This window comes from Aeromonas sp. 604176 (genome assembly GCF_049170755.1).
Taxonomy (GTDB): Bacteria; Pseudomonadota; Gammaproteobacteria; order Enterobacterales; family Aeromonadaceae; genus Aeromonas; species Aeromonas veronii_A.
In genome coordinates, this window is sequence record NZ_JAAKNE010000002.1 from 45,892 (window position 1) to 71,512 (window position 25,621).

The 25,621-nt window shown below is 56.1% G+C and carries 26 protein-coding genes; 6 read left to right on the forward strand and 20 right to left on the reverse strand.

Features of this window, described 5'->3' with window-relative positions:
* Nucleotides 1-6 precede the first annotated feature (6 nt).
* The 9 genes from G5358_RS00610 to G5358_RS00650 all read right to left on the reverse strand — a co-directional run bounded on the left by G5358_RS00610 (nucleotide 7) and on the right by G5358_RS00650 (nucleotide 9,906).
* A complete protein-coding gene (locus tag G5358_RS00610; RefSeq protein ID WP_421204702.1) occupies nucleotides 7-2,367 on the reverse strand; it encodes an HAD family hydrolase in 2,361 nt (786 codons plus the stop codon).
* Nucleotides 2,368-2,480: 113 nt separating this feature from the next.
* The gene (gene glf / locus G5358_RS00615) at nucleotides 2,481-3,662 is read right to left on the reverse strand and encodes a UDP-galactopyranose mutase (protein ID WP_227340782.1); all 1,182 of its coding nucleotides are present in this window, start codon (nucleotides 3,660-3,662) and stop codon (nucleotides 2,481-2,483) included.
* Nucleotides 3,659-4,630 carry a glycosyltransferase family 2 protein gene (locus tag G5358_RS00620; protein WP_421323393.1) on the reverse strand — a complete coding sequence of 324 codons (972 nt, stop codon included), beginning with the start codon at nucleotides 4,628-4,630 and terminating at the stop codon, nucleotides 3,659-3,661. Before G5358_RS00620 ends, glf begins: the two co-directional genes overlap by 4 nt.
* 169 nt (nucleotides 4,631-4,799) lie before the next feature.
* Nucleotides 4,800-6,005: an acyl-CoA reductase gene (locus G5358_RS00625; RefSeq protein ID WP_323912156.1), complete on the reverse strand. Its 1,206-nt coding sequence runs from the start codon at nucleotides 6,003-6,005 to the stop codon at nucleotides 4,800-4,802.
* Nucleotides 5,984-7,039, reverse strand: a complete 1,056-nt coding sequence (locus G5358_RS00630; protein ID WP_323912157.1) for an acyl-protein synthetase — start codon at nucleotides 7,037-7,039, stop codon at nucleotides 5,984-5,986. Before G5358_RS00630 ends, G5358_RS00625 begins: the two co-directional genes overlap by 22 nt.
* On the reverse strand, nucleotides 7,036-8,394 hold the full coding sequence (locus tag G5358_RS00635; RefSeq protein WP_421223456.1) for an AMP-binding protein: 1,359 nt from the start codon (nucleotides 8,392-8,394) through the stop codon (nucleotides 7,036-7,038). Before G5358_RS00635 ends, G5358_RS00630 begins: the two co-directional genes overlap by 4 nt.
* The gene (locus G5358_RS00640) at nucleotides 8,391-9,140 is read right to left on the reverse strand and encodes an SDR family NAD(P)-dependent oxidoreductase (RefSeq protein WP_227340787.1); all 750 of its coding nucleotides are present in this window, start codon (nucleotides 9,138-9,140) and stop codon (nucleotides 8,391-8,393) included. The genes G5358_RS00635 and G5358_RS00640 overlap by 4 nt, the downstream gene beginning before the upstream one ends.
* Nucleotides 9,140-9,373, reverse strand: a complete 234-nt coding sequence (locus G5358_RS00645) for an acyl carrier protein (RefSeq protein ID WP_421223454.1) — start codon at nucleotides 9,371-9,373, stop codon at nucleotides 9,140-9,142. The genes G5358_RS00640 and G5358_RS00645 overlap by 1 nt, the downstream gene beginning before the upstream one ends.
* Nucleotides 9,370-9,906 (reverse strand): GNAT family N-acetyltransferase, encoded by a 537-nt coding sequence (locus tag G5358_RS00650; RefSeq protein ID WP_421223452.1) that lies wholly within the window; start codon nucleotides 9,904-9,906, stop codon nucleotides 9,370-9,372. The genes G5358_RS00645 and G5358_RS00650 overlap by 4 nt, the downstream gene beginning before the upstream one ends.
* A 173-nt stretch (nucleotides 9,907-10,079) precedes the next feature.
* Here G5358_RS00650 and pseF point away from each other — a divergent pair, with 173 nt between their 5' ends.
* The 6 genes from pseF to G5358_RS00680 are packed head-to-tail and all read left to right on the forward strand — an operon-like array spanning nucleotide 10,080 to nucleotide 15,365.
* On the forward strand, nucleotides 10,080-10,775 hold the full coding sequence (gene pseF / locus G5358_RS00655; protein WP_227340789.1) for a pseudaminic acid cytidylyltransferase: 696 nt from the start codon (nucleotides 10,080-10,082) through the stop codon (nucleotides 10,773-10,775).
* Nucleotides 10,765-12,021: a UDP-2,4-diacetamido-2,4,6-trideoxy-beta-L-altropyranose hydrolase gene (pseG, locus tag G5358_RS00660; RefSeq protein WP_216954003.1), complete on the forward strand. Its 1,257-nt coding sequence runs from the start codon at nucleotides 10,765-10,767 to the stop codon at nucleotides 12,019-12,021. The genes pseF and pseG overlap by 11 nt, the downstream gene beginning before the upstream one ends.
* A 6-nt stretch (nucleotides 12,022-12,027) precedes the next feature.
* Entirely contained in the window at nucleotides 12,028-13,074 is a 1,047-nt protein-coding gene (gene pseI, locus G5358_RS00665) for a pseudaminic acid synthase (protein WP_216954005.1), read from the forward strand.
* A complete protein-coding gene (locus G5358_RS00670; protein WP_421223446.1) occupies nucleotides 13,067-14,362 on the forward strand; it encodes a motility associated factor glycosyltransferase family protein in 1,296 nt (431 codons plus the stop codon). The genes pseI and G5358_RS00670 overlap by 8 nt, the downstream gene beginning before the upstream one ends.
* Nucleotides 14,359-14,619, forward strand: coding sequence for a hypothetical protein (locus tag G5358_RS00675; protein ID WP_129503720.1), 261 nt, complete (start codon nucleotides 14,359-14,361; stop codon nucleotides 14,617-14,619). Before G5358_RS00670 ends, G5358_RS00675 begins: the two co-directional genes overlap by 4 nt.
* Complete coding sequence (locus G5358_RS00680) at nucleotides 14,619-15,365, forward strand: class I SAM-dependent methyltransferase (RefSeq protein ID WP_129503719.1); 747 nt, start codon at nucleotides 14,619-14,621, stop codon at nucleotides 15,363-15,365. The genes G5358_RS00675 and G5358_RS00680 overlap by 1 nt, the downstream gene beginning before the upstream one ends.
* Here G5358_RS00680 and G5358_RS00685 read toward each other — a convergent pair.
* The 11 genes from G5358_RS00685 to flaB form a co-directional block, all read right to left on the reverse strand.
* Nucleotides 15,347-16,708 carry a DUF4910 domain-containing protein gene (locus G5358_RS00685; RefSeq protein WP_421323394.1) on the reverse strand — a complete coding sequence of 454 codons (1,362 nt, stop codon included), beginning with the start codon at nucleotides 16,706-16,708 and terminating at the stop codon, nucleotides 15,347-15,349. The two genes, G5358_RS00680 and G5358_RS00685, sit on opposite strands and share 19 nt — an antisense overlap.
* Nucleotides 16,705-17,109 (reverse strand): VOC family protein, encoded by a 405-nt coding sequence (locus tag G5358_RS00690; protein ID WP_005346679.1) that lies wholly within the window; start codon nucleotides 17,107-17,109, stop codon nucleotides 16,705-16,707. Before G5358_RS00690 ends, G5358_RS00685 begins: the two co-directional genes overlap by 4 nt.
* Nucleotides 17,106-17,861: an AAC(3) family N-acetyltransferase gene (locus G5358_RS00695; RefSeq protein WP_421323395.1), complete on the reverse strand. Its 756-nt coding sequence runs from the start codon at nucleotides 17,859-17,861 to the stop codon at nucleotides 17,106-17,108. The genes G5358_RS00690 and G5358_RS00695 overlap by 4 nt, the downstream gene beginning before the upstream one ends.
* A complete protein-coding gene (locus tag G5358_RS00700) occupies nucleotides 17,858-18,091 on the reverse strand; it encodes an acyl carrier protein (RefSeq protein WP_227340795.1) in 234 nt (77 codons plus the stop codon). Before G5358_RS00700 ends, G5358_RS00695 begins: the two co-directional genes overlap by 4 nt.
* Nucleotides 18,084-19,703, reverse strand: a complete 1,620-nt coding sequence (locus G5358_RS00705) for an HAD-IIIC family phosphatase (protein ID WP_421323396.1) — start codon at nucleotides 19,701-19,703, stop codon at nucleotides 18,084-18,086. The genes G5358_RS00700 and G5358_RS00705 overlap by 8 nt, the downstream gene beginning before the upstream one ends.
* A gap of 85 nt (nucleotides 19,704-19,788) precedes the next feature.
* Nucleotides 19,789-21,873, reverse strand: coding sequence for a 6-hydroxymethylpterin diphosphokinase MptE-like protein (locus tag G5358_RS00710; protein WP_421323397.1), 2,085 nt, complete (start codon nucleotides 21,871-21,873; stop codon nucleotides 19,789-19,791).
* Between the two features lie 6 nt (nucleotides 21,874-21,879).
* Entirely contained in the window at nucleotides 21,880-22,188 is a 309-nt protein-coding gene (locus tag G5358_RS00715; protein WP_129503714.1) for a hypothetical protein, read from the reverse strand.
* Nucleotides 22,185-22,607 (reverse strand): flagellar export chaperone FliS, encoded by a 423-nt coding sequence (gene fliS, locus G5358_RS00720; protein ID WP_005346697.1) that lies wholly within the window; start codon nucleotides 22,605-22,607, stop codon nucleotides 22,185-22,187. The genes G5358_RS00715 and fliS overlap by 4 nt, the downstream gene beginning before the upstream one ends.
* Before the next feature lie 25 nt (nucleotides 22,608-22,632).
* A complete protein-coding gene (gene fliD, locus G5358_RS00725) occupies nucleotides 22,633-24,051 on the reverse strand; it encodes a flagellar filament capping protein FliD (RefSeq protein ID WP_216954022.1) in 1,419 nt (472 codons plus the stop codon).
* 26 nt (nucleotides 24,052-24,077) lie between these two features.
* Nucleotides 24,078-24,518, reverse strand: coding sequence for a flagellar protein FlaG (locus tag G5358_RS00730; RefSeq protein ID WP_129503712.1), 441 nt, complete (start codon nucleotides 24,516-24,518; stop codon nucleotides 24,078-24,080).
* A 33-nt stretch (nucleotides 24,519-24,551) separates the two neighbouring features.
* Nucleotides 24,552-25,457 (reverse strand): flagellin B, encoded by a 906-nt coding sequence (gene flaB / locus G5358_RS00735; RefSeq protein WP_129503711.1) that lies wholly within the window; start codon nucleotides 25,455-25,457, stop codon nucleotides 24,552-24,554.
* Between the last annotated feature and the right edge of the window lie 164 nt (nucleotides 25,458-25,621).

A 25,621-nucleotide genomic window follows, 5' to 3' on the forward strand; every position in this document is an offset into this window, starting at 1 on the left:
TGGAATTCAATTCAATGACAATATGGTCACATCTTGGCTGGATATAGTCGCAAAGATGTCTCGTTTTATTTCGTCCACAAAGGAGGCGGACGCGACAATCAGTACAGAACCAGATGGAATTGAGCACTCGGATAATGATATAACGTCATATCCCATCACTTGGTAGTGTCCAAAGTTGGCTTTTTTATCGATCACGGTACGGATACGGATGCTTTTTTTAATCAGTTCAGGTGCCAGACACTCAAAGAATTCTCCCGCCCCATACACTATGACTTCGGTGGCATGTTGACTTTGCATCAATTCCAGAAGTCTATCGATCGCTTGGGCATGCTTATAACGTGCATCGCGTAAGCCGACAAAATCCATCATCAAATCAGGATCCAGCCGACTCAGGGAACCTTGTGGCCAAGCCAACCAACGCTCACCATAAGACATGTTTTTACTGAACTTGCGATAGAAGGTTTCTATTCCTTCTGAGTGGATCCGCGCCAACCCGGAGGAATTAATAACCTTGTAACTACGCTCCGAGCCAAAGTTGTCTTCATGAACCAGATTACCAAGATAGTGCACCTCGCTCGATACCGGACACTCGACCAGACGCTCCATCATGCGTAAAAATGAGATGCGCTCACTCAAATCGGATTCGGCGATGCCCAGCGACTGGTCCCATAACTGATAGGCATTAACTCCAGCCTCAAAACTCCGGATATTTTGCTGATGCTGGACACTGTAGCGAACCTCTGCCTGTCGCGGCACAACTTTCCCTTCCGCTGTGCGCCGATACCCCAGTGTGCTCCCTTCCAAACCAACGAGAACAATTTCAAAAATCTCTGGTGAACGGGCAATCTTCTTGATCCCCTTTATGGTATCGTTACGCACCGGAATAAAGGCACTGATCGGCGTGATAACGGAGTTTTTGCTGCCTCTATGGTTACAGTAGAGCAACAGACTGCTCATTGGCTGTTGCAACATGGCCTTGCTAATTTGAGAGGGAATCGTCCCACCGCCACCCAAGTCGACTAGCAGATAGGGAGCATCTCCCGTCAAGCCAACAAAATAATCTCGCATGTCCAGCCTGCTTTGCTGAATACTGCTCTTGATCTGCTCGATATTTTGCTCAAACACTTCAGCCATCAGTTGCAGACCATCTTGCCCATCGATGGCAATTTGATCCAAAAGCGCCAGTGGCGTGTCAAGAAAGGATGCCAACCTGACATCCTGAACACCAAATTCATTGAAAAAGTCACGAACGGTGTAATTGCGGCGCATCAAGGTCTGGGAAACAGCCTCTTCCACTTGGCTATCATCTATCGCGGGCAAATAGGTTGCCTTGCGTGAGGCATAACAGGTCTGACAGCGTATATCTGGGTACTGCTGTGATTGAAAATCGACCTGGCGGTTGATACAGGCAGCAAAGATCCCGCCCTCTCGCATCAGCGACAAAATGTTTTTTACCTGCAGTCGTTTGGCTGACTGCAGAACCCACTTGGCAAATGCCGTCAGGACGGGTCCAAGGATGAAGGCGCCATATGTGTAGAAAAATTGCTCCTCCTCGGAAAGCTGTTGTGGCATCGACAGGACGGCCAGCTTCCTGGCATGTTGCATGGTCGATGGCACATTTACCCGATAAACTTTCTCGTTTTCCAACACCTCAGACAGATTCTCTGGGATATCAAAATGCAATGAAGCCAAACCATGTTGCCGTGCCGACTGCACATCAGCCCTGGGATTGTCACCGATATGCAAAACTTGCTCTGGTTTCAGCTTTATCTGAGTAATTACATGGCTAAAGAGAGCGCCACTCTGCTTGGTCAACCCAACACTTGATGAAACAAACAGATAATTATAAGAAATTTCAGGGCATTTTTCTGAAATACAGTCGCGCAAAAAAACTTCTGGCAAATACATGTCGGAAATAAAAACAATCAGTTTATTTTTACGTTGTGCACGTACCAAAACCTCTTGAATAATCGGGTCTGGATAAAGAACTTCTCGTTCTACTTTCAGCTCTTCAACTTTAAGCACCGCCTTAATTTCATCACTAAAAGGCAGCTGTTCAAAAATATCGTCAAAACTAATTTCTTCACCTGAAATTAGTTTGCGAGCACGAGCTTCAGCCTCGAGGCGGCAAAATCTATAATCTTCTGCCTCTATTGGCAGATTAAGACCTCTATTTAGCAACCGTCTCGCTGCTTCCTCAAAAACCCACGAGGGTTCATCACATGCACGACGCAATAATGTATCAAAAACATCCAATGAAATATGTGTTATTTTATCAATGCAAAGATACTGATCAAGAGCAGTTAGAAACTGGCTATTTTCTAGTAAATCACGCAACTCGGGAGACATCACCGCATAATGACTCATATATACCTACACATGCATCAAAATAAAAGAAATCACATAAAAAACATTCACACTCAAAAACTCGAATACTTTTGCGGAATGAAAATATCTATCTCTGCAATAGATTATATTCATTACTTATTTAAAACGGCAAAACAGGCATCGGAAACCAATCGAGAGAAATTGTTCAGCGCGTTATCCACTGCATCATCCATATCGAAATAGCGATACTCGGCAAGGCGGCCCAAAGCAATCAGTTGCGGGAACTCGGCCAATTCATCGCGGCAAGTCTGATAATGCTGTTTGGCTGCATCGGTAAACAGCGGGTAGTAAGGCTCCAGCCCCTGCCCGGCCACATAGGTGCAGGGGTATTCATAAACGATGCTGGTGCCGGGATGTTGCTGCCCCGTCAGATGCTTGAATTCAGTGATGCGGGTATAGGCCTCTTCATTCGGATAATTGACCGTGGTCACCGGCTGAAATTGAGCTTGCGGCAGATGACAGTGCTCAAAGCGCAGTGAACGGTACGGCAAGCCGTCGTGCCCCGCCGGCATCAGCTGATCCAGCATCCCCGTATAGACCAAGGGCCCGGCAAAGGGCACGCCATCCAGCAGTATCCGTTTCTGTTGCCAATCCAGACAGACGCGGGACCCCATGGGAATGGATAGCCTCACCTCAATCAAGGGGTTCGCCAAGATGCGCTCGAACATGGCGGTATAACCCTGCGCGGGCACCGCCTGCCAGGGATCAATAAAGTAACGGTCATCACGATTGACGACAACCGGCACGCGCGCAGTGACCTCGGGCGAGACCTGCTCTGGCGATACACCCCACTGCTTGCTGGTGTAGTTGACGAAGGCTCGCTCATAGATGAACTGGGCCAGCTCAGCCAGCAGAGGCTCAGCTTCCTGCCGCAGTGCCATGATGGGCACTCTGGCCCCCTCACCAAATCTGGCCTGAAGGGCCTCAATCATGGCCGCTGCCTTCTCCGCCGGAAAGCAGCGTTCAATGCTGGTCAGGTTGAACGGGATGGGCACCAACTGACCATCTATCCGTGACAGCACGCGATGCTCATAAGACAACCACTCGGTGAACTGCGACAGGTAATCCCAGACTTCCTGCTTGTCGGTATGGAACAGGTGTGGCCCATAACGATGGATCAGCACGCCGTGCTCGTCATACGCGTCGAAGCAGTTGCCACCGATATGATCGCGCTGTTCCAGCACCAGCACCTTCCAGCCAAGCTGGCTGGCCATTCGTTCAGCCATGACGGCACCCGAAAGCCCAGCGCCGATGACGATCGCCTGATAGCTCACGCTCTATCTCCAAACAGTTGCTGCATGACACGCGCGGGATGGGCCCGCTCTGCCCATGCCAACTGATGTCGTTCGTCGAAGAACCAACCCGGGGCTAGCCTTGCCACAGCATCGACCGACTGCTCGATAAGCTGAGTGAAGCGCACGACATCATCCTGCCGCAAAAAGTAGAGCGCGGCAGAGTAGTAGTGATGGGCACGCCCCTGAGCAATGATCACGGGATCAGCACCGAATGCCGCCGCATTGTCACAGGCACGCAGCAAATCGCGCAGCGACTGTTCACGACGTTCAGCCGATTTGCGGGTTTGCCCGCCAAAGCTCTGGGTATGGAAGCGATAGCGGCCCAATAATTCGGGGATAAAATCCAGCGTCCCCGGATTGTGGGAGAGGTTCAAGATATGCCAGGGATAATCGAGGATGATCTTGCACCCCTCATCGATGGCGTTCGCCATCCCTTCATAACGGCGAAACATAATGGAACTGGCATTGACGAACACCCCGAAGCGGATTAATGCCTCCCGCGTCATCACTAGTTCGAGATAGCGAGCATTGTAATAATCGCGGGTGAAGAGCTTGATCCGTGCATCGGTCTCATCATCAAACATCTCCGCTTCGTGGTAGCAAAGGGTGCAACCGGAATGCGCGTCCAGATAATCGGCCTGACGCTGCAGCTTGCCCGGCAGGGCCAGATCATCCCCGTCGACATAGGCGATATATTCGCCGTTCGCCTCTCTCAACAAGCGTTTCTGGGTTTTAGCCAACCCCATATTTTGCGCGTTCTGTAGTGCCCGTAGCCGAGGCCACTGTGACGCCAACCGCTGCATAATGGCCCAGGAGTCATCGCTCGAGCCGTCATCAATGGCGATCACCTCGAATTCGAAATCCGTTTTTTGTTCCAGCAGGCTAAGCAGGCAAGGTTCAATGAAGCGCCCGAGGTTGTATACCGGCACCAGTATGCTGATTTTCATAAGGAAACCCAGGGTTTGAGTAAAAAAGAAGCAAAACAAAGAAAATGGACAAGGCTACCGCACGGTCTCTGTCAACCTTTCCTGCCCTTCATCACAATAATTACTGCAAGAGCTGTGCCTGACCAAGCTAATTGATTGATATGACTTGATTTATGTGACCTGGCATCCACTATTCAATGCGGGCAAGCCGACGGCTACAGGCGGCTAGCATGTCGATGCCGTCCCAGAGCCATTCGAATGCCAGCGCCTGTCCCGGACTTGCCACCCTATCGATACGACAACCTGGCGATACCAGGAGCGCATGCTCAAGCTGCGTTTTATCCGGGCCAGCCCAGACAGAGGTCTGCATATCCCAAGGCTGTAGCAGCAACTCATCAAGGTTATCGGCAACAAATTCGGCGACTGTACCTCCTCCGATGTGTGCAAGCCGCAAAGAGGCGGTGGGAGTCAATAAGGTGACGCCAGAAAAGGTGTCCAGCTGCATCTGGCCATCATGGGCGGCATTTTGTTGACTATTGATAAGGCGTTCCATCATCAGGGAGGGATTATCTGCAAATGGGGCGAAGATCCCTTCGAGCAGACGACGGCGCAACGTGCTGGCGGGAGTGCCCAACCAGCAAATCGTAGTGGGTGAGGCGCAGGCTTGTTGATTGAAACGGGTAAAGTCTTGTTGCAAAGCCGCGACCACTTGCCGCCACGCAGCAGCATCCAGGTTGGCGAGCCATTGGCTATCCAACACCGCCATGGAGCGGCGATCCGGAAACACGATTTCCTGAGCGCGGGGTGAGAGCGGAATAGCCCGTACCCGGCTGATGGTTTCATCACCTCCCCAGATAATGCGAAGCCGACACCGGGCCGACAGCCAGGCGGTGATGCCCTCGTCGTGGTCATAGCGGATAAAACGGGTACGGGAGGCAATCTCTTGCCACTCGGGCAGAGAGAAGAGCTCGTTCAGGATGGCCAGCATGGCCTCTTGCACCGGGTCGATGCGCGATGAGAGACGTACCACGGACCCATTGCCCATCAGCAGCGCCATGATCCAGGAGTAGAACGCGACGGTCGGCACGTTGGAGGGGACCAGATGAAAAACCATCCCCAAGGGTGCACGCCCTGCCATGCGTTTGCGCTGTACCTCAATCTGGCGCGGCCGCAACAAAAAGCCAAAGGCGGCCAGATCAGGGTTCTCTCGCCCCTCCTTCAGCAGACGTGCAGAGAGCGCAGCCACAAAGTCGCAGATGACGGGCGCAAAGCTTGGCAACGGGCGAATGACAAAACCTTGCCAACCGCTGACGGGAGCTACGAAAGCGACTTCTGGCCCCGCTTGCCAGATGGCATCTTCTACATCTGATCGGCTCACTGGAAAGTGTCGCTGCATCCCCTCACCTCGGCGCCTTGCTGACGTCCTGATACATGGAAATAACGGCCACGACGGCCGCAGGGGCAATCATCCTCCCCCAGCAGCACGCCGAGATCCTCGGTCAGCAGGCTGTGGCCAGGATAACTTTGGGGAATGGCAGAGATCACCTGCAGCAAGCCGGGTTGGCCGACCCCGAGCGGTCGATGAGTCAGCGGATCCCGCACCAGCAGATCGGCAAAGAGGGGAGCATGAAGATGGCCATGCTCACACTCGACAAATACCGACCCCACCTGCTCCACCATGCCATAGAAGTTGTGCACCCGACTCAGCCCCAGCTGTTCATGGCAACGTTGCTTGAAAGCCGGATTATCCACCGCGAGGTGTTGCAGTTTTTTCCAGCCACCGCTGTGAAAAAGCGTGCCGTGCGTCAACGGCAGTTGCAGACCTCGCTCACGCAGCGGCTCCAGCAAACATTGCCAGACCATGAAGGTGAAGCCGAACAGCAGGACCGGCTGGCCCGCATATTTGTCACAAAACGCCTCGATGACAGGCCAGTTGGGCCGCATCTGCTCATCGAGGGCATAGGTATGGTCACGGCCAAGGAAGGAGAGCCCCAGCGCACCGGCTCCCCGAGCGGAAAAACCGCTGCGGTTTTGAATCAGGGCGGGTTGCTCCACCAGCAGCATAGGCAGCCGTTGCTTGCCGACGAACTCTTGCAGGATCTTCACCAGCACCTTGCTCTGCAACGCGGCGGTCTCCCTGTCCAGCACGATCCGTGACGGCGTTCCGGTAGTGCCAGAGGAGGTGAGCACCTTGAACACTTCTTCTTGCGGCACACTCTGCCATTGGGCCAATTTGAACAGGCGAGCGGCCAGATAGGGAAGCTCTTGATAGGTCGAGGCCTGACCCCAGCCAAACGCCGTCAGAATATTGGCAAAGGCTGGGCACCCCTGCCCATGGCACTGCGTCAATTTATTCAGACGAGCAAGGAGCAGCCCACTTTTTTCCTGTTGGGACAGCCCGAAAACCGGCGCATCAAACAGCCTGTTCATAGCTGCTCCAGCTCTGTTAACAGGGCCGGATAATCAATCTTCATATTGCTGCGTCGTGGCAAATGATGTTGGTAGATACGCACGCTTGATGGTGGCACCATCAGCCAGCGGGCCACCTCCAGCTGTAGTGCGTCACAGGGGCACGCGTCTGCCTCGATGGCTACCAGCAGGCGATCATCGCAGCCGGTCGCGGCGCAGGAATAGCCCCTCCCCTGCAACCAGGTTTCCACTTCAGCCAAGCTCACCCGTTTGCCAAACAGCTTCAGGAAACGGTTGAGTCGCCCGGTCAGATAGAAGCGGCCCGCCTCATCACAACGAGCCAGATCTCCGGTAAAGAGCGCATCCATATCACGCCCACGCGCCAGATCTTCAGGGCGCTCGGCATAGCCAAGCATCACGTTTGGCCCTTCGTAGACCAGCTCCCCCTCCCCGTCAGGAAAGCCGGGCTCATGACGCAGAGAGAGGCACCCGCCCGGTACGGCACGGCCGATGGCATCCGGGACAATCATCACTTCATCGTGCGCCAACCAGGCGATGCGCGGTGCCGCTTCGGTCTGGCCATACATCACGAAAAAACGGCGTCCCAGTGCAGCGGCCTGCTCAGCAAACTGTTTTGCCAGTGCCGGCTCAAGTCGTCCTCCAGCCTGGGTCAGTGTCATCAGACTGGGATAACGCGCCCAGTCAAAACGCAAGCGGTTTAGCATCTGAAAGGTAAAGGGTACCCCCGCCACACTGGTGACCTGATGGCGATTGACCTCATCCCAGAATTGGCGCTCAAGGGGACTGGCAGTGCATGAAACCAGCGAGGCGCCAACCAAAAGATGGCTGTTAAGTACCGACATACCAAAGGAGTAAAAAAGTGGCAACGAGGTGATGGCTCGCTCACGCCCGTTCAGCGCCAGATATTCGGCGATGGCCGCGGCATTGGCATCAAGATTGGTTCGCGACAATCGCACCCATTTGCAGGAGCCGGTACTGCCCGATGTCGGCAGCAGCATGGCCAGCTCAGGGTGAAGCGAGGGCGCATCGCCAAGATGCGCAACTGCCCCATCCTCCAATACCCGCAGACTAACACCAAAGCGCTGGCACTGCTCATGGTGCAACTGGGCATCCTGTGCAGGATCGGCCAGCATGATGGCGTGGCCATCACGCAGGGCCAGCAAGTAGTGAAGCAGATGCAGGGTGGACGTCACAAATGGCAGGTAGACCAAATGACGACCGACGGGATAGGTGGTGGCCAACTGCGCCACACGCCGAGCCAGCTCACCATAACTGAGCCACCCCTCTTGCGGGTCTCGCCAGGCGGGCTCGCTGTTACCCTCAACCAGATGGGTCAGCAAATCAGGCCGGTTCAAATCACCATCCCCCCATCGACTCCAATCACCTGCCCGGTCACATAGCTCGACAAGTCGGATGCAAGAAACAGGGCCACCTTGGCCACTTCATCTGGCGTGCCAATCCGTCCCATCGCGATGCTGGCCACCCGCTCGGCAAACTTCTCTTGCGGGATGGCATGCGCCATATCGGTATCAATAAAACCGGGAGCAATGGCATTGACACGGATCTGGCTGGCAGCCAGCTCCTTGGCCAGTGACTGGGTAATACCGATCACCGCCGCCTTGCTGCCGGCATAGCAACTGAGCCCGGCTGCCCCCACCAGCCCCATCAGGGAGGCGAGATTGATGATGCTACCGCCACCACTGCGCTGCATCATGCGGGCGGCATACTGGCTGCAGTAGATCACGCTAAAGGTATTGTTGCTGAATGTCTTTTGCAGATGGGTCTGGTTCGCCATTCCCAATAACGCCTCTTCCAGCATGCCGGCATTGTTGACCAACACGTCCAGCTGACGAGTCTGAGCAAACAGCTGCTGAAAAGCCTGCTTGACCGCCGACGGATCAGCCACATCAAAACAGAGAGGCTGGCAAGGCACCCCAAACTCGGTACCAATCGCGGTCACCAGCTGGCTCATGGTCACCTCATCACGGCCTCCCAGCCACAGTTCAGCCCCCTGAGAGGCAAACTGGCGGGCGATGGCAAGACCGATGCCACGCCCGGCACCGGTGATCAACACCCGCTTGCCCTGCAACAGCCCCAGCATCAGAAAGCGACCCCGTACTTGGCCAGGAGCTCGCGCGCCTTGCCGACCGAACTCATGTCGATAATGTCATCGGTGTCGAGCAGCACGCCGTAGTTATCCTCCAACTGGGCAATCAGCCCCATGTGGGCGACAGAATCCCACTGCGGGATACTGTTGTAGGCCAGCTCATCGCTGACGCTGCCGATATCGAGACCCAGCGCCTCGGCAAAAACCTGTTCCAATGCGATTGTCATCTGAAAAATCTCCGTAGCCGCTCACGGGCGGCATAGTAATTCGCCGGCAGCAGTTCCAATGCAAAAAATCCGTTCTCTTGTCCTATCTGGCTATAACCCAGTTGTTCATTCAAGCGCAGGGCAGAGCGATTGTTCTCCCGAACCAGGGTGCGGATACAACCGATGTGCAACTCATCAAAACCCTGATCAAGCTGAGATAAGGCAGCAGCGACAGCCAGCATGGGATGCCGCACGGGTGAGTTGCCCAGATAGAGTCCCGCATCGGCGATCGCCTGACCCAGCAGCTCGCCCTGAGACTCACCTTTAAGATTGACGTAGCCCGCTCGCACGTCTTTGCACCAGAGCACCCAGTGCTGCTGATCCCGCCGCTCACGGGTAGCAGTGAACCATTGGCGCTGTTGCCGTGGCGAAATACGCGTCTGGGATACCATCTGCATTCGCACCTCATCCTGATTGCGCCAACGCCGCAAAGCGGGAAGATCCCACGGCGCTATCGGGCGTAGCTCAACGCCATAACTCATCTTCAACGCCATACAGTTTCCATGACTTCCATGACCTGTCTCTCTTATCGACCACACGGCCGCCATTCCGTAGCAAAAATCGATAATACAAGCAGAAAAACCAGTATAATATCAAAAATAATCAAAGAGTTGTCATCGATTATCCTGGCTTTGGCCAGTCATTAATCCAGCAGAGAGAACCCATCATGGCCATCGCCATTATCCCGGCCCGGGGTGGCAGCAAACGCATTCCACGCAAGAATATCCGCCCCTTTTGTGGCCAGCCCATGCTCGCCTATGCCATCCAAGCAGCGCAACAATCAGGCTGTTTCAACAAGGTGGTGGTCTCCACCGATGATGAGGAGATTGCCGAAGTTGCTCGTCAACTGGGCGCGGAAGTACCATTTCTGCGACCAGCCAACCTCGCCGATGATCACACTGGTACCACCCCTGTGGTGATCGACACCATCCAGCGGCTCGACCAGCTCGGCATCCAGGCAGAGCACTACTGCTGCATCTATGCCACGGTCCCGCTTATTCAAGCCGATGACTTGAAGGCCGCCCATCAGCGACTGATCGCAAGTAATGCTCCCTTTGTCTATACCGTGGCCGAGTTTGGCTTTCCTATTCAGCGCGCCGTGCGCATGGACGAGCAGGGCCGGGTCACCCCCTTCTGGCCGGAGCAGATGGCGAAACGCTCTCAGGATCTGGAGCCTGCCTATCAGGATGCCGGCCAGTTCTACTGGGGCAGCCGTGCGGCCTGGCTGGGAGGGATCAGCCCGGTAGGGGGAGAAGGGATTGGCCATATTCTGCCAAGACACAGGGTGGTCGACATCGACACGCCGGAAGATTGGCACCTGGCCGAACTGCTCTATCAAGTGCTGGCCCAAGATGACGTTTAAGGTTGCCTTCCGGCTCGACGCCGGCACCGAGATTGGGCTGGGTCATCTGATGCGCTGTCTGGCCATCGCCGATCGGCTGAAAACGGCTGGCGCCGAGTGCCACTTCCTCTGCCATCAGCTACCTATGCACCTGTTGCCACTGCTGCACTCCCACCAGCATCACGCTCTCTGTGATCTGGACGATGCAGGCCCCTTGCCCACCTTGCGCCCGGAGTGGCTGGTGTGTGATCACTACCAGATTGATCGGCAAATCGAGCAGACACTGGCAAGTCACTGTGGTCAGTTGCTGGTGATCGACGATCTGGCCGATCGCCCTCATCATGGTCAGTTGCTGCTGGATCAGGGGCCACAGCGCAGCACAGCCGATTACCAGTCACTCGTCCCTGCCGACTGTCGGCTGCTGCTGGGCACCGACTATGCCCTGCTGCGCCCTGCCTATCGCCAGCTAGCACGCCAAAAGGCCAGCCGGTGGCGACATGGCCTCATCTGCTTTGGTGGTGCCGATCCGGCCGGAGCCTGCCTCATCACCCTCAATACGCTGGCTCGACTGCCATGGGCTAAAACCGTCAGCTGGACTCTGGTAGCCGGTGGGGCCAATCCTTTCTGGCCCGAGCTGCAACAAAGGGTTGCCGAACTGCCCGATCTGCCGCTCACCTTGCTGCGTCAGAGCGACCAGATGGCCGACCTGATGAGCCGACACGACTTCGCCATTGGCGCTGCGGGCGGCATGACCTGGGAGCGAGCCTGTCTCGGCCTGCCGACCCTGGCGGTGCCCATCGTCGACAACCAACAGTTTAACGATGAGGTGATCGCCCGCTTTCAGCTGGCAGAGCGGCTGACCCTGAGCGAACTGGATGAGCCTGAGCGGCTGATGCATGCCCTGCAACAACTTGAATTGCAAGCAGATGACTATCGCCGCCGTGGCCAGCTGCAGGTGGACGGGCTGGGGCTGGATCGGCTCACCGCCCGGTTGCTGCAACAATCGGATTATCAGCTGTTACCAGATGGCCAACTGTGGCAACTACGCCATGATGGCAAATTGCTGCTCACCCTGACGCTGGACGGTCAGCACCTGACATGGCAGGCCACCCGGTCACTTCAGCCCACGGAGTGGCAAGAGCTGGCACATCGCTTGCAGACAATTTTCTCCCAATTTCCCCTCTATCTTGCCGAGCCACCGCAGATAGCGCCCCCTGCCCCTTGGCAGCCGGCGCCGCAAGGCTGGCAACTTGGCACAGGAATCTGAACACAGATGCAGATCGCCCATCAATCCATCGGCCCGGCGCAGGCTCCCTACGTGATCGCCGAGCTATCGGCCAACCACAACGGCAACCTGGAGCGTGCACTGGCCATCATGACCGCCGCCAGGGAGGCCGGGGCCAGCGCCGTCAAGCTGCAAACCTACCGCCCGGATACCATCACCCTCAAAAGTGATCGACCGGAATTTCAGATCCACGGCGGTTTGTGGGATGGCCATAGCCTCTATGACCTTTATGAGTGGGCGCACACCCCCTGGGAGTGGCACCAGGCGCTGTTTGCCAAAGGGCGCGAGCTGGGGCTGACTGTCTTTAGCAGCCCGTTCGATTTCAGTGCGGTGGACTTGCTTGAATCACTGGACTGCCCGGCCTACAAGATCGCCTCCTTCGAGCTGGTGGATCTGCCCCTCATTCGCTACGCCGCCCAGACCGGCAAGCCGCTCATCATGTCCACCGGCATGGCGAACGAGGCCGAGATCGCCGCCGCGGTCGAGATGGCACTCAAACACGGCAACGGCCAGCTGGCCCTGCTGCACTGTGTCAGCGGTTACCCGGCCCCCGCCGCCGAATACAACCTGCGCACCATCCCTATGTTGCGTCAGCGCTTCGGGGTCGAGGTGGGGCTCTCCGATCACACCCTGGGATCGGCCACGGCCATCGCCGCCACTGCGCTCGGGGCGACCCTCATCGAGAAACACTTTACCCTGGCTCGCGCCGACGGCGGGCCGGATTGCGCCTTCTCCATGGAACCGGCCGAACTCACCGAGCTGGTAGCCTCGGTCAATACCGCTCATGCCGCCCTCGGGGTGGCCGATTACCAGCTCACCGCCAGTGAACAGGGCAACCGCGCTTTTCGCCGCTCCCTCTATCTGGTCAAGGAGATGGCCGCCGGTGAGGTGCTCACCGCAGCGCATATCAAGTCGGTGCGCCCCGCCCTCGGCCTGCCCCCGGCCGATTACGATCGGCTCATCGGCAAGCGGGTCAACCGCAGCCTGAGCGCTAACCAACCACTGAGCTGGGAGTGGATAGACAACGATGAGTGATGATCTCTTCAACCAGCACGGCAGGCTCATCAGCCAGCGCTGGCCCGCCCTCTGGCCCCGCCTGCTGGCACAAGACGTGGAAAGCCTGCCGGCCGAGCTGACCGAGGGGCTCGGCTCCACCCTCAGCCTCCACGGCATCCAGCTCACCAGCCGACACGATCGGGTGAAAGAGGCCGAGCTGCAGGCCGCCAGCCTGCCAGAGCAGCCAGTGCTGCACCTCTACGGTACCGGACTCGGCGATCTGCCGCGCGCCCTGCTGGGGCGCAGTGGCCTCAAGCGGCTGGAAGTGAAGATCATGAATGGCGCCCTGTTTGCCCTGGTGCTGCGGCTGCTGGATCAGCAGGACTGGCTGACGGACCCCAGGGTCGAGCTGATGATGGCCGGCGACGAGGGGGAGGTGCGCCTGCCCTTCTTCGCCCTGCCGCCCGAGCTGCTGCTGGTGGAAGATGCCGCCGCCCGCATCCGCGACCGGCTGGTGAGTGAAATAGACTTGCCGTTCGCCCGGGCCAGGTTCGACGCCGAACACCCCGACATCACCCGGCGGCTGGCGGAAAACCGCGATCTGCTGGCTGGCGACGGCGATGTGGCCTCCCTGTTCGGTCTGGCTCAGGGCAAGCAGGCGCTGATCGTGGCGAGCGGTCCGACCCTGCAGCACAACCTGGCCACCCTGCAGGCCCAGTTGCAGACACGGCGTCAGGACTATCTTCTGATTAGCGTCGATACCGCACTGGCGTTTTTGCTCAGCCACGGCATCCGGCCCGACATCGTCGTCACCATAGATGACGCCATCCACGGCAACCGGCTGCCCGCCGCCCAGTCGGCCCAGACCACCCTAGTCTATTACCCCACGGTTCCCACGGCAGCCCTGCTGGCCTGGCAGGGGCCGCGCAAGACCGCCTACTCCCGCAGCCCCATGTATCAGCAGCTGCGGCAGACGCACCCCAAGGGCGTGCTGCACTCGGGCGGCAGCGTCATTCATCCCGCGGTGGATCTCGCCGTACAGATGGGTTGCCACCAGGTCATCCTGCTGGGCACCGACTTCGCCTTTCCCGGCGAACTCACCCACTCGGGCTGGGCCGATGGTGCGCTCGGCCCCAGCGCCGCGCAGGCACTCAGCTGGGCCCTCGACGGCCATGGCCGGCGGGTCAAGACCAATCCGAACTTTTCCGCCTACCGCACCGAGCTCGAGCGCTACATAGCGCGCCACCCCGAGGTACAGTTCTGGAACTGCAGCCGGGAAGGCGCGGAGATCGCCGGCTGCCGCTATCACCCGGAGTACGTGCAATGAAAAACGACCAGATCACCCGCCTAACCGCCCTGGCGCACCAGTTTCGACTGGGGCAGTCGGTTGCTGCGAGTCAGGCATTGCCGGAACTGCTGCAAGAGGTGCTCACCGAGCAGGGCAACCTGCCGCCCGGGTTGGTAGCCGCCCTGCTGCAGTGCCAGGAACGGCAGGACTGGCTAGGGCTGGCCGATTACCTCGAATATGAAGTGGTGCACTGCCTGTCGACCCCGGCCGGCGACACAAACACAGGAGACTACTGATGATCAAGGCCATTTCCAACGCCTCCGAGAAAGAGCTGTCACGTCGCCAGGCCTTCAGCGAGTTGCTGCACGCCAGCCCGCTGCCCGCAGCCGAGCTGCAGAACAACCTGGGCCTCTACCTCAAGCGCCAGTCGCTCTCCCGCATCCTGTTCATGCACGAGCTGTATCAGAAGATCGTGCCGGTCCACGGCGTCATCATGGATTTCGGTACCCGCTGGGGTCAAAACCTAGCGCTTTTCTCCTCGTTTCGCGGCATGTATGAACCCTACAACTACAACCGCAAGCTGGTGGGATTCGATACCTTCAGCGGCTTCCCTTCCCACGCTCCGCAGGATGGCAGCGACGCCGCCATCCAGCCGGGTGCCTACGGGGTGACGCCGGGCTATGAGCAGCATCTGGCCCAACTGCTCGCCGCCCATGAGGCGGAAAGCCCGCTGGAGCATATCGTCAAGCATGAGTTAGTGAAGGGGGATGTGACCGAGACGCTGCCAGCTTATCTGGCTCGCCAGCCGGAGACCATGGTTGCGCTGGCCTATTTTGACTTTGATCTTTACGAGCCGACCCGCCGCTGCCTCGAGCTCATCAAGCCGCACCTGACCAAGGGATCCGTGCTGGCATTCGATGAGCTCAACTGGCCCGCCTTTCCGGGGGAGACCCTGGCCCTCAAGGAGGTGTTGGGGCTGGATCGCTACGCCATCCGCCGCACTCCGCACAACCCAGGGCCAGCCTATCTGGTGATCGAGTAGTCCGGTTGCGGGCTGATGCGACGCAGCAGCCCGGCATCCAGCAGCATCCGCGCCAGCGGCTCCACCCGCCAGAACGGCGTCCCTATGGTCTCGGCAATCTCGAATAGAGTCAGCTTGCCGTCGCTGTAGGCCAGCAGATTCATCATCTCCCGCACCTGCCAGCCCGAATAGCGGGTCGACAAATCCGGGTAGAGCCCCCGCTTGCCGAGCTGGGGTTCGCCCAGCACAGTAACCTCGCAGCGCTCGTCCAGCTCCAGACACTCGATGGCACGGCGCAGCGCCATGAAGCCGCCCGCCAGACCGGCCGGTGTCACCAGCGAGAGGTCATCGAGCGAGGTGTGGTACTCGGCATAACAGCCGTATCGGCTGCGCATCACCGAGGTGACCGGCAGATCGATGCCGGGCGCGCACAGCTGCCGCTCGTTGGAGCCCCGCTCCAGGAAGCTGTAGGCTTTGTAGCCCGGCGCAAGATGACCCAGCACATGGCGACCGATGCGATCCGCCAACGTGTTGCCCTGGCGGGAAGGCAGGAAGGAGTAGCCACGATCATCGCCAAGGCAGGTCAGATTGAACCCGGCCAGAGTACGCTGCTTGAGCTGGTCCAGATGGCGGGAGAGATAGACGATGGCCCCCAGGGTTTCAGGCACCAGCATCAGCCGGTAGCTGTAGCGACGTGTGGGCAGTGACGCAAGCCAGGCCATCAGGAATACACCGACACAGGGGCCGGAAAGCTCGTTGTTGGCCATGGAGGGGTGACAGGTGTAGCTCGACAGCAAGATCTCCTGCTCGCTCTCCCCCGGCAGCACCCAGTCACCATAGGTGAGCGAGCCCGGGGCCAGGGTGGCATCGATCACCACCTGATATTCTCCCTCCGGCAGCGCTTCACGCAGCCGATGGGGCAGACAGAAGCCCCAGCGGCGCTTGTAGTAGGAGGTCACATAGGGAATGGCATCCGGCTGCTCGGGCAGAGAGTGGAGATGGGGCTGCAGCTCGGCAAGCGAGAGGGTGCAGCGCACCGGCTCCGAGTAACCGACCAGATGCAGGTTGTGATCCTGGAAGTCCACCACTCTGCGTCCATCCGGCCCCACTATGTAGGCTTCCCGCACGTTCCACTCGTCAGGCACTGTCCAGTCGAAGCACTCGGTGCCGCTGGCCACTTCATGGATCCGCAGCTCGGGCAGGCAGTGCTCGCGCCACAGGGCCAGCGACTGCCGAACCCCGTCCCCGGTCAGGCTGCGATTGAGCGGAAACAGCAGGGTGAGCAGCCGATGCAGCTGTTCACCGACTTGTGCCTGGTCGTCCCAGTCGGTGGGCAGATAGCCGCTCTTGGGTGAAAAACTCATGGGGTGGGTGCCTCGATCAATTCGACAATGTGGCCAAGGGGGCTCAGGAAAAACTGGACGTGGGCGCCGCCAAACGCGATGGCTGGCTGGCTGGGCCCGAGGGGAAGATGACGCTGGGCCCGCAGTTTTTCGGCAGCCATTGCCAGGTCTGCCACCTCATAGGCCAGATGATTGAGCAGGTTATGACGGGTTCGTAGCGCCTGACTGACGGGGCTATCATCACTGGCAGGTGCAATCAGTTCATAGCAAATCCCCGCATCATCATAGGCAAAACAGATATGCACCCGCTGCAACGGATCGAGCACCGGCTCGCTAAAGCGGGAAAGCCCGAGGGTCTCGCAACAATAACGTACGCCAAGATCCAGTTCGGCCACCACCAGTCCAATATGGTGCAGTTTCATCTCCCCTCCCTGATAAGCGCATGGGGATGGACAGCGATCAGCTCTTTTGCCACCGCGGCAAAGTCGGCGCAGCGAACGGCCCAGACTGGTAAACGGCCAAATAACCCCTGGTGCCATTTGTCCTGATTTTTAAGGGCTTCAACCAGACGGGAAAGATCTATCTCGCTGGCCAGCTCGAGTCTTCGCACAAAGTAGTCACAATGCCAGGGGCGCACCATTCCCTGCTCGCGGACATCACCCTCAAAGCGTTTCATAAAGCGATAATCGACACCTAGTTGCTGCTCGACATAGTGGGTGAAGGTAATGCGATCGGGATGACAGGCAAAACCGGCAATCCAGCCATCGTGAGCCGCCAACCAGGCGAAGGGGCTCTCTTCACCAAAGCAGTCATGACCCCCTGCTGCAACCACCTGGTCACGCCCCGCGCCCCATACCGCAACGCTGAAGATAGGATCGCGGGTCCGCGCAACCCCTGGCAGAGTGCGAAACTGCTCCGTCATCAACCCGACTTCACTGGGGGATGTCGCCCTGTCGAAACAGCTCTGGCGAGTCAGGCTATACGTGAATGTTGGCACCAGCAGAGTGCCCTCGTTTCCAAGCCACTCCTGCATCCCCAACCAAAAAGCATGCATGCCGGCTTCATTGCCCCGTCCAGGAAACTGGGCCACAGCCATGGCGTCAGTGTGAACCATGATAGCGCTCCCTCGTGCGATCCCAAGGGAGCCAAGAACATGAGAGAGAGCTTCAATCACAGCACAAGACCACGCCGCAACAGCGCATCACGAATGTCCTGAAGTTGCTTCATCTTCGCCAGCTCTTCAGGCTCGAAGCGTACCGAGAACGTCTGCTCAACCAGCAGCAGAAAATTGAAATGACCAAGCGAATCCCATTCCGGAAAGGCCCCAAGTCCCAACTGATAGTCGCCTCGCGTGACGGTTGCAGAAGGAAACTGCTGTTCCAACAAAGTGAAGAGATCAGTCATGGTGATAAAACTCCAAAAAAGGCAAATTTAGCTGTTCGAGCGCCAGACTATGGTAATGCTCATGGGAAAAACGGGCGGGATCCGGATTATCACAGGGGGTCAACGGCAGGGATGCCAACCATGTCAGCGCAGGTTCATTACGTGCACAACGATTCGAGCCAATAACCAGACGCTCGATCCCCGCCTCGCGCAATGCAGCCGAGACTCTATCCAGTAACCAATATTCGAGTCCTCTGGACAACACTCTGCAACTCAGAGCCAGCGTATCGAGCAATGCCAGTTTGGGCGTGATGTTTATGATCAGCACCAAGCCAACCAAGCCATGATCGGCAAAGCGATCCTGCAACGACACTAGCCAGCACCAGCCAGACTGCGCCAGCCGTTTGAGCTCGCTCGCCTCATATCGCAGACAGGAGAGATTAAACTGGTTGGTTTTATGGATGATCTGCTCGGCACGAGCAAGGTTATCCACCGCCAACGGCTGTATCGCCGCACGCAACGACAAGGAGGCGAGAAAATGTTGTTCACTGCCAACCTCGCTACGTAACCGGGCGGCGTCTGCCAATGCCAGATAGGAGGCTTGACGAAGAGCATCATCACCACTGAATATGCGCGAGAACCCCCCATAAGTGAGCAAGGTTGTAGGCCATGCCCAAATATCTGCTGGTGGTTCAATGACATCGACTTGTGGCAGGGCATGGCGAACTTCAGCCCTTTCCAGGGGGGAATCATCCCAGAAGACCAAGGCCTCAAGCCCCAGATTGAGGCTGGCAGCAATATGTCGCAAACCTTGAGATTTAGAGCCCCAACCAATGGCAGATGCTGCAATATTTCGCCTTTTGAGTCTCATGGCGCCATGCTGCTCAAACACCAGCCAAACATCTGCAGGCTCGTTTTTAGAGCACAATGCCAACAACACGCCGCGCTGATACCAGTAGAGCGCCGCATCCTGAAACGACTGATAGAGTTTGCCGAGACCGTCCTGACCAAGGTAAAGGCCAGTCAACCCCTCTTCACCCACTACCCCCCCCCACAGGGTATTGTCACAATCGAGCACCAGCACCTTGCGTATTGGCGCCTGATCAAGCATCCAACGCGCGGCAATCCAGTCGGCAAGGCTGGTCAAGCCGTGCATCGAGAGAGGACAAGAAAGAAGGTAACGATTACGCTCGTCCACACAATGGGCTCGCCCCTGCTCAGAGAGCCAGCGACCCAGCCCCAAATCCCTAATGTGGTGACGTGCAAGCGCTCGGGTAAAGCAGACATCCAGCTGCATCATCCAGGGATGAAGAGCGCTACTCACACCACCGCCTTGCAGTGAACAGGCACCAAGATAAAGATGAGGGAGCCCCCGCAGTGGCGAGAGCAATGCTTCCAACCAGGTGTCGATGGTCTCGGACAATGCGGGTTCAGCCAAGGTGTACCAATGCTGGCATTCGCTGTCGGTCAGCAGTTGCTCCCAAAACCAGAGCACCAGATGTCCGTCACAAGCGGCCATCGGCTGCCATTGACCTTGAGGGCAAAATTGCAACTGTGCATGTCGGGCCAAAGGAGCCCATGCCACATTACCGGGCATGAGAAATGCGGTGGATGCCAGGGAAAGGGTGGCCATATATGCACCTGAAAGGATTAAATACTTCTATATCATACTGTTAGGGAATGGAGATGAACAGAGTCATCCCCATCCGATTCAAGGACTAGCGCTTGAACACATCCAGGCCGGTAAAATAGGTGGTATCATGGCCATCGAACGCATCGGCATACATCACTTTGCTATCCTCGAAGAATAACTCCAGAATTGCCTGCGCCTCTTTTATCTTGCCCGCCAGCACCTCGGGTTCTTCTGTCACCTGCGCCATCATTAGGCTGATGATATTGGCGTAGAAATAGTTAATTGAACCAATCAACACACGATAGAGATGTGATTCGCGGCTCATCAGCAGATAGAGCAGATAGTCGTGATGGCGTTGCATCATGGCCAATACCGCATTGTGTTCACAGGCTACCTGGCGCCAGTCATCGCGCAACTTGTCTACCAGCTCAACGAACAGCGGCACCTGCAATGCAGCAGCGAAATCAACGCTGCTCATGTCAAAGGACTGGAAACAAGTGGCCATCACTTCATCCATGAGCGGGATTTTGTCGAGTACCGGCCATTCAGGTTGCAACGATTCAACACGACGAGGGATTGCCCCTTCTATATAAGCGCCGTCACTACTGTTGACGCACTGCATCTCGGGATAATCACGCAATACACTGGCCATATTGTGAATGGCTAGCCCAAACAGATGATTGATACGCACTTCGTCGCCAAAGTTACCCGGTGCCGGGAAAGTATCCTTTAAATTTTCCTCGTATTTCGCCTCTTGCTTGTCGTTGTAATAGAGACTCAGGCTGGAGTGATGCTGTCCGGCTGTTTTATAGCCATTGTCGATACCAAACAAATACACCTGCTTGAAACCAAGCAAGGCCGCATAATTGAGGCCGGTATTGCCGACGAACGGGTTGGAAAATTCAATGGTATCGTACTCAAATGCCTGACCAAACGCGCTAATCAGCATGGAGAACATCGGCTCGTTGGGCTTGAACGCCAACCCTGTTTTACGAAAGAAGCGCTTGCATTCAGGGTGAATGACATCAACGCTCAGAAACACGGTGTCCTTGATAAAGTCATCGGCATTGAGAATGCTCAGAAAATCGGCTGAGCTCTTGGTGCGCTCCACTGCAACGTAGATATCCGGTTTTACGCCAGCTTTGTAGAGTGCACTGACCGCAGTACCGCAGGCGATAATGATTGCCTGCTGCTGATGCTGCCGGATGAACTCGATGCTCTGATCCAGCGAGGGGCCATTGCCAACCACAAAGACAGGGATCTGCTCGAAGGCTCGGCTATCGCGCCACCGTTTCAGAAAGGGGGTGCCGTCTTGCAGATGGGTGTGGCTATGGGCAAGTGCATAGATGTTGTCATCAAAGAACCCCCACCCCGTTTTGAGCAGATAGAACTCCCTTTCCACCTGTGTTATCAAGGCGTGCAGCTTGGGGGAATGGTAATGACAGAACGAGAAATAGCTTGCCGACCAGAATGCCCCCTTGCGATGCAGCGCCTCCATCATGTCAGCGACCAGCAATCGCTCGTCAACACCGATAAAGAGGTGCAGACTGATCGACTCCTCCTCCATGTAGGCGAGCAGCTGATGCCAATCAAAACAGAAGAGCGAGGCGTAAAACATGTCAAGATCAGGCTCGAAAGCAAACAGATTCTTGATCTTGCACTGTTCATACAAGCAACCGAGCTGGTAGCCCAAACCAATGCCATACATCAGTGCCAGAGGAATATCGGTATGTAATGCTGCCTTTAGACGCAACCCTTCCAGAGCTGACTTCTCTTTTAATTTGGAGATTTCATTGTTGTATTTGATATGGATTTGGCCATCGATATACCACTGGGGCACAAAATCGATGCACTGCAAGACACTGTGTTCAATGACCTCGGCAATCTGCGACTGAACCTCGCTAAATGGATCATCCCCATAAAGCGAGATACCCTCGTCGAGCCACAGAATATTGGGAACGCCGTTTTCATTACAGAAGAAACGAAAAGGCCTGGCAGGCTGGTACTCCTTGAAAAAGTCATGAATGGCGGGCATGTATTTGGCAAACGCAGCCATATTGAGTTCATAACGAACGGGGAGTACTTCCAGCATGGCGGCCTCCTGCTGCTTTTGCAGAGCCAAGCGTGCCAGTTCACTTTCTACATCATGAATCTTGTGATGGATATCCATGTCAGACTAACCTGCATTCAGCTTGTAAAGACCGGATGCACGTCCGGCCTGGGAGAATTGTCGTAATTGTGCTTCAGCCTGCTGCTTTTCCTGACCCACCCAATCATAAATAAGCTGGAACTGCATCAGTGCCTGCCGCTGTTCCACATTGAGAGTCTCTCCCCAAGGCAGTGACCCGAATACCTCTTCCAGAGCATGCAGATAAAGTTCAGCCAGCTGTTCTGCTGCAACCAGCTCACCTTGCACCAGTAGAGACTGCAACTGCTCGCCCTGTCTCATCAAGGCAGACACAGAAGTACTATTGACCTCATTCATGCCGGTCTGCCTACCTTTTGCTGTGCCAGCGCCTTGTCTCGCTCATCGACAGGGATGGCATCCCAACCGCTCTTGACCGTCAGCATCAGGTTCATCACTTCATCAATGGCGCCTACATCCATGTCACGGCTGGCATCCATCATGCGCACTTTCATATAGTCATAAAGTGCGAACAGGTCTTCGGGGACCTTGCCATAAGAGAGATCAAGTGAATCTTGCAGACCATTGATAATGGCCAGCGTCTTGGAGATAGATTGGGACTTACCCTCGAAATCGCGACGCTCGACTGCACCGCGAGCCTGAGCGAGACGTTCGAGACACCCTTGCATCAATAACTGGATCACGCGATAGGGATCCGCCACTGCCAGCTCAGACTGCAAACTCTGGGTTGTATAGGCCTTGATCGTTTTTCGATACATACGAGACTCAGCTCCTGACTACAAATTAACTGGTTTTGTTGTTGGTATTGAGCAGGTTGAGATAGGAGGCAGATTTGTTCATCTTGGCCAGCAAGGTATCCAGACTGCCGTAGCGTGCCCTCAACGTCTCTTCATACTTGGTGAGCTGCGCCGCGACATCTGCTTGTTTGCGGTTGACATCACGCAGATCAGAATTGAGTGTCTCTTCCCGCTTGGCAAGCAGTCCCCCTGTCTTGGAGTAGGTCTCAAGCTGGCTGGCCAACTTGCCAGCAACACCGTCCTTGCCACCAAATACAGCCACTACCTGGTCGAAGTTCTTCTCGACCGCTTCATCGAATTTCGTCGAATCAAGTGAGAGCACTCCCTTGTTGTCCATCTTGACCCCCAACTGAAAGATGGTAGAGAAGGTCGAAGAGTTGTTAGAAGGCTCGGTGACCGTGCCACTCATCAGGTTGGTCACAGCCTTGGTCGTCGCATCCCCCGCCAGGGCTCCACCATCATTCTGGCTGACACCGGCCACGATAGAGCTGCGTTTGCCCAGATCGGTGCTCTTCTTCACCAGAGCGTTATAGCCATCGATGAAGCTCTGCACCATGGTCTTGATGCCAGCCTTGTCTGTCGTCACATCCACTCTGTTTGGCTTGTAAGTGGTCGTCACGGTACCATCACTCGGGTTCGTGGTAGTGGTGCTCTCCGACTCTTTCAACACCGTAATCTTGAGACCCACAATGGTGCCATCAAAGGTGTTGGTCGCACTGGTCAATTTATTGCCATCCACGCTTATCTCGGCATCACGGGCTTGTTGCTTCTGGGTCAGCTTGGAGATGAAATTGTCAGTCAGTTCAGGTGTACTGCCGGTTATCTGCAGATCTTTACCTGTTCCACTGACACCGGAGTCAATCACAAGGGCCGCCTTGCCATCGGAGGTATTCATGATATTGACGCTAAGACCAAAGTTGTCACTATCATTGTTGATCCGCTTGCGAATGGACTGGAGTGAATCCCCTGCTTTAACATCCACATCAAAGGTCTTGTCACCTGCCTTGAATGTCAGGGTGCCATCTTGAGTGATCATGGGCGTGGTAGAAGAGGCGAAACTACCTTCAAATTTGCTGGTCTTCGCCAATTTTTCGACACTGATGTCATATTGCCCGTTGGAAGCGCCACTCTTGCTCTCCACCTTGAGAACCGGATTATCTTTATCCTGGGTGATGTTTATCGCACGTTTGTTAAACGCGTCATCCTTTGACATAGCCTGCAGAGTGGTGACAAAAGTCGCGATCGCTGACTTCAGCTGGCCTACCCCTGAGAGAGTGATCTGGGCGTTGGTCTTTTTGGTGGTAATTGGCTGCAACAGCTGCGCCTTTTTGGCATCAACGCTTGCAGCGATGACAGACTCCAAGTCCAGTCCAGAGCCCGCACCAGCAGACGTAATAGTAGCCATACTCACTCTCCTCGCAAACGTAACTATTAAATCTCTTTATCAAGCAATAACCCGACTCGAGAGCCACCGCCAATCACATCACCTTCGCGCAGAGCCTGGATTCGTTTGCTGATAGCCAGCAACTCTTCGCTTGGTATCTGACGGATCATTGATTTGGTATCGGCATCCATAACCTTGATAACAACCTGCTCCAGTTCCTTTTCAACACTGAAATTGACGGTCCATCCTTGCAACTGACTGAACTCTTGCAAGTTTTGTACCCCTTTCTCAATTTCCTTGTCTGAAATCTTCGGCTTGCCAGCCCTCTCCTGCTCAGGCAGCCCCTGTTGCTTTTCCATGTCCTTTGCCGTCCCCCGCTGCTCTTCTGCTGTGCCAGATAGCACTTGAGCGGCCGACTGGCCGCTCTTGCTACTTGACTGAAGAGAAGAAGGAGTGACCGATGACGGAATTCCAATTTCATTGGCCATATCGTCGCTCCTTTTTTATCTCATCACAGCCTGTTAACCCAGCAGGGACAGGGCTGATTGCGGTCTTTGGTTGGCTTGAGCCAGGATGCTGGAAGCAGCCTGTTGCAGAATGTTCTGCTTGGTCAGATTAGCGGTCTCGGTTGCAAAGTCTGCGTCACGAATACGAGAACGTGCTGCGCTAAGGTTTTCAGAGACGTTGGACTGGTTGCGAATGGTGGAGTCAAACCGGTTCTGCACCGCACCCAGCTCTGCCCGCTTGCTGTCTACCGCCTTGATCATGAAATCAAGGTTGGCCATGGCCAGCTGGGCGGCGCTGGCAGAGCTGATGCTGCTGACGCTGGTAGAGGTTACTGCAGATGTTCCCTTGGTCACGGTATAGGGCTCGCCAGAGGCACTGGTAGCAACGGTCGCGCTTCCCTTGGTTGATGCCGCAATCCCACTGATGGTAAAGGCGGAAGTCATCTTGAAGGTGATAGTCTGACCAGCATCCGCCCCCACCTGGAACGACCCCTTGTAGTTGCCATCCAGCAGCTTCTGGCCACCGAAAGTGGTGTCGTTGGAGATACGGTTGATCTCTGTAGTCAGTTGGTCAAACTCTTGCTGCAATGCAGTACGGTCATCGGTGTTGTTGGAACCGTTAGCAGATTGCTGTGCCAGCGTGCGCATACGCTGCAGCATACTGGTCACTTCATCCATGGCCCCTTCAGCCGTTTGAGCAACCGAGATACCATCGTTGGCGTTGCGGTTACCTTGATCCAAACCGTTGATCTGGGAAGTCAAACGGTTGGAGATCTGCAAACCGGCAGCATCATCTTTGGCAGTGTTGATACGAAGTCCCGATGCCAGTCTGGTGTAAGAGGTATCCAGAGACTTGTTGGTATTCATCAGGTTACGCTGGGCGTTCAGTGATGAAGTATTCGTGTTGATATACATGGCCATAAAATATTCTCCCGAAGAACATGCGACTGCGGGTTGCGCCGTCAAAGCGGCGTCCCACCGTTAGAAGAACAGGTTGAACGAGCCTGAGTCTTCTGGCGGGTGTCTGTTTGAACGGACAGGTCACCCGCAGTAGTGCAAACGTTGGATTCCGAACACCCCTCGAT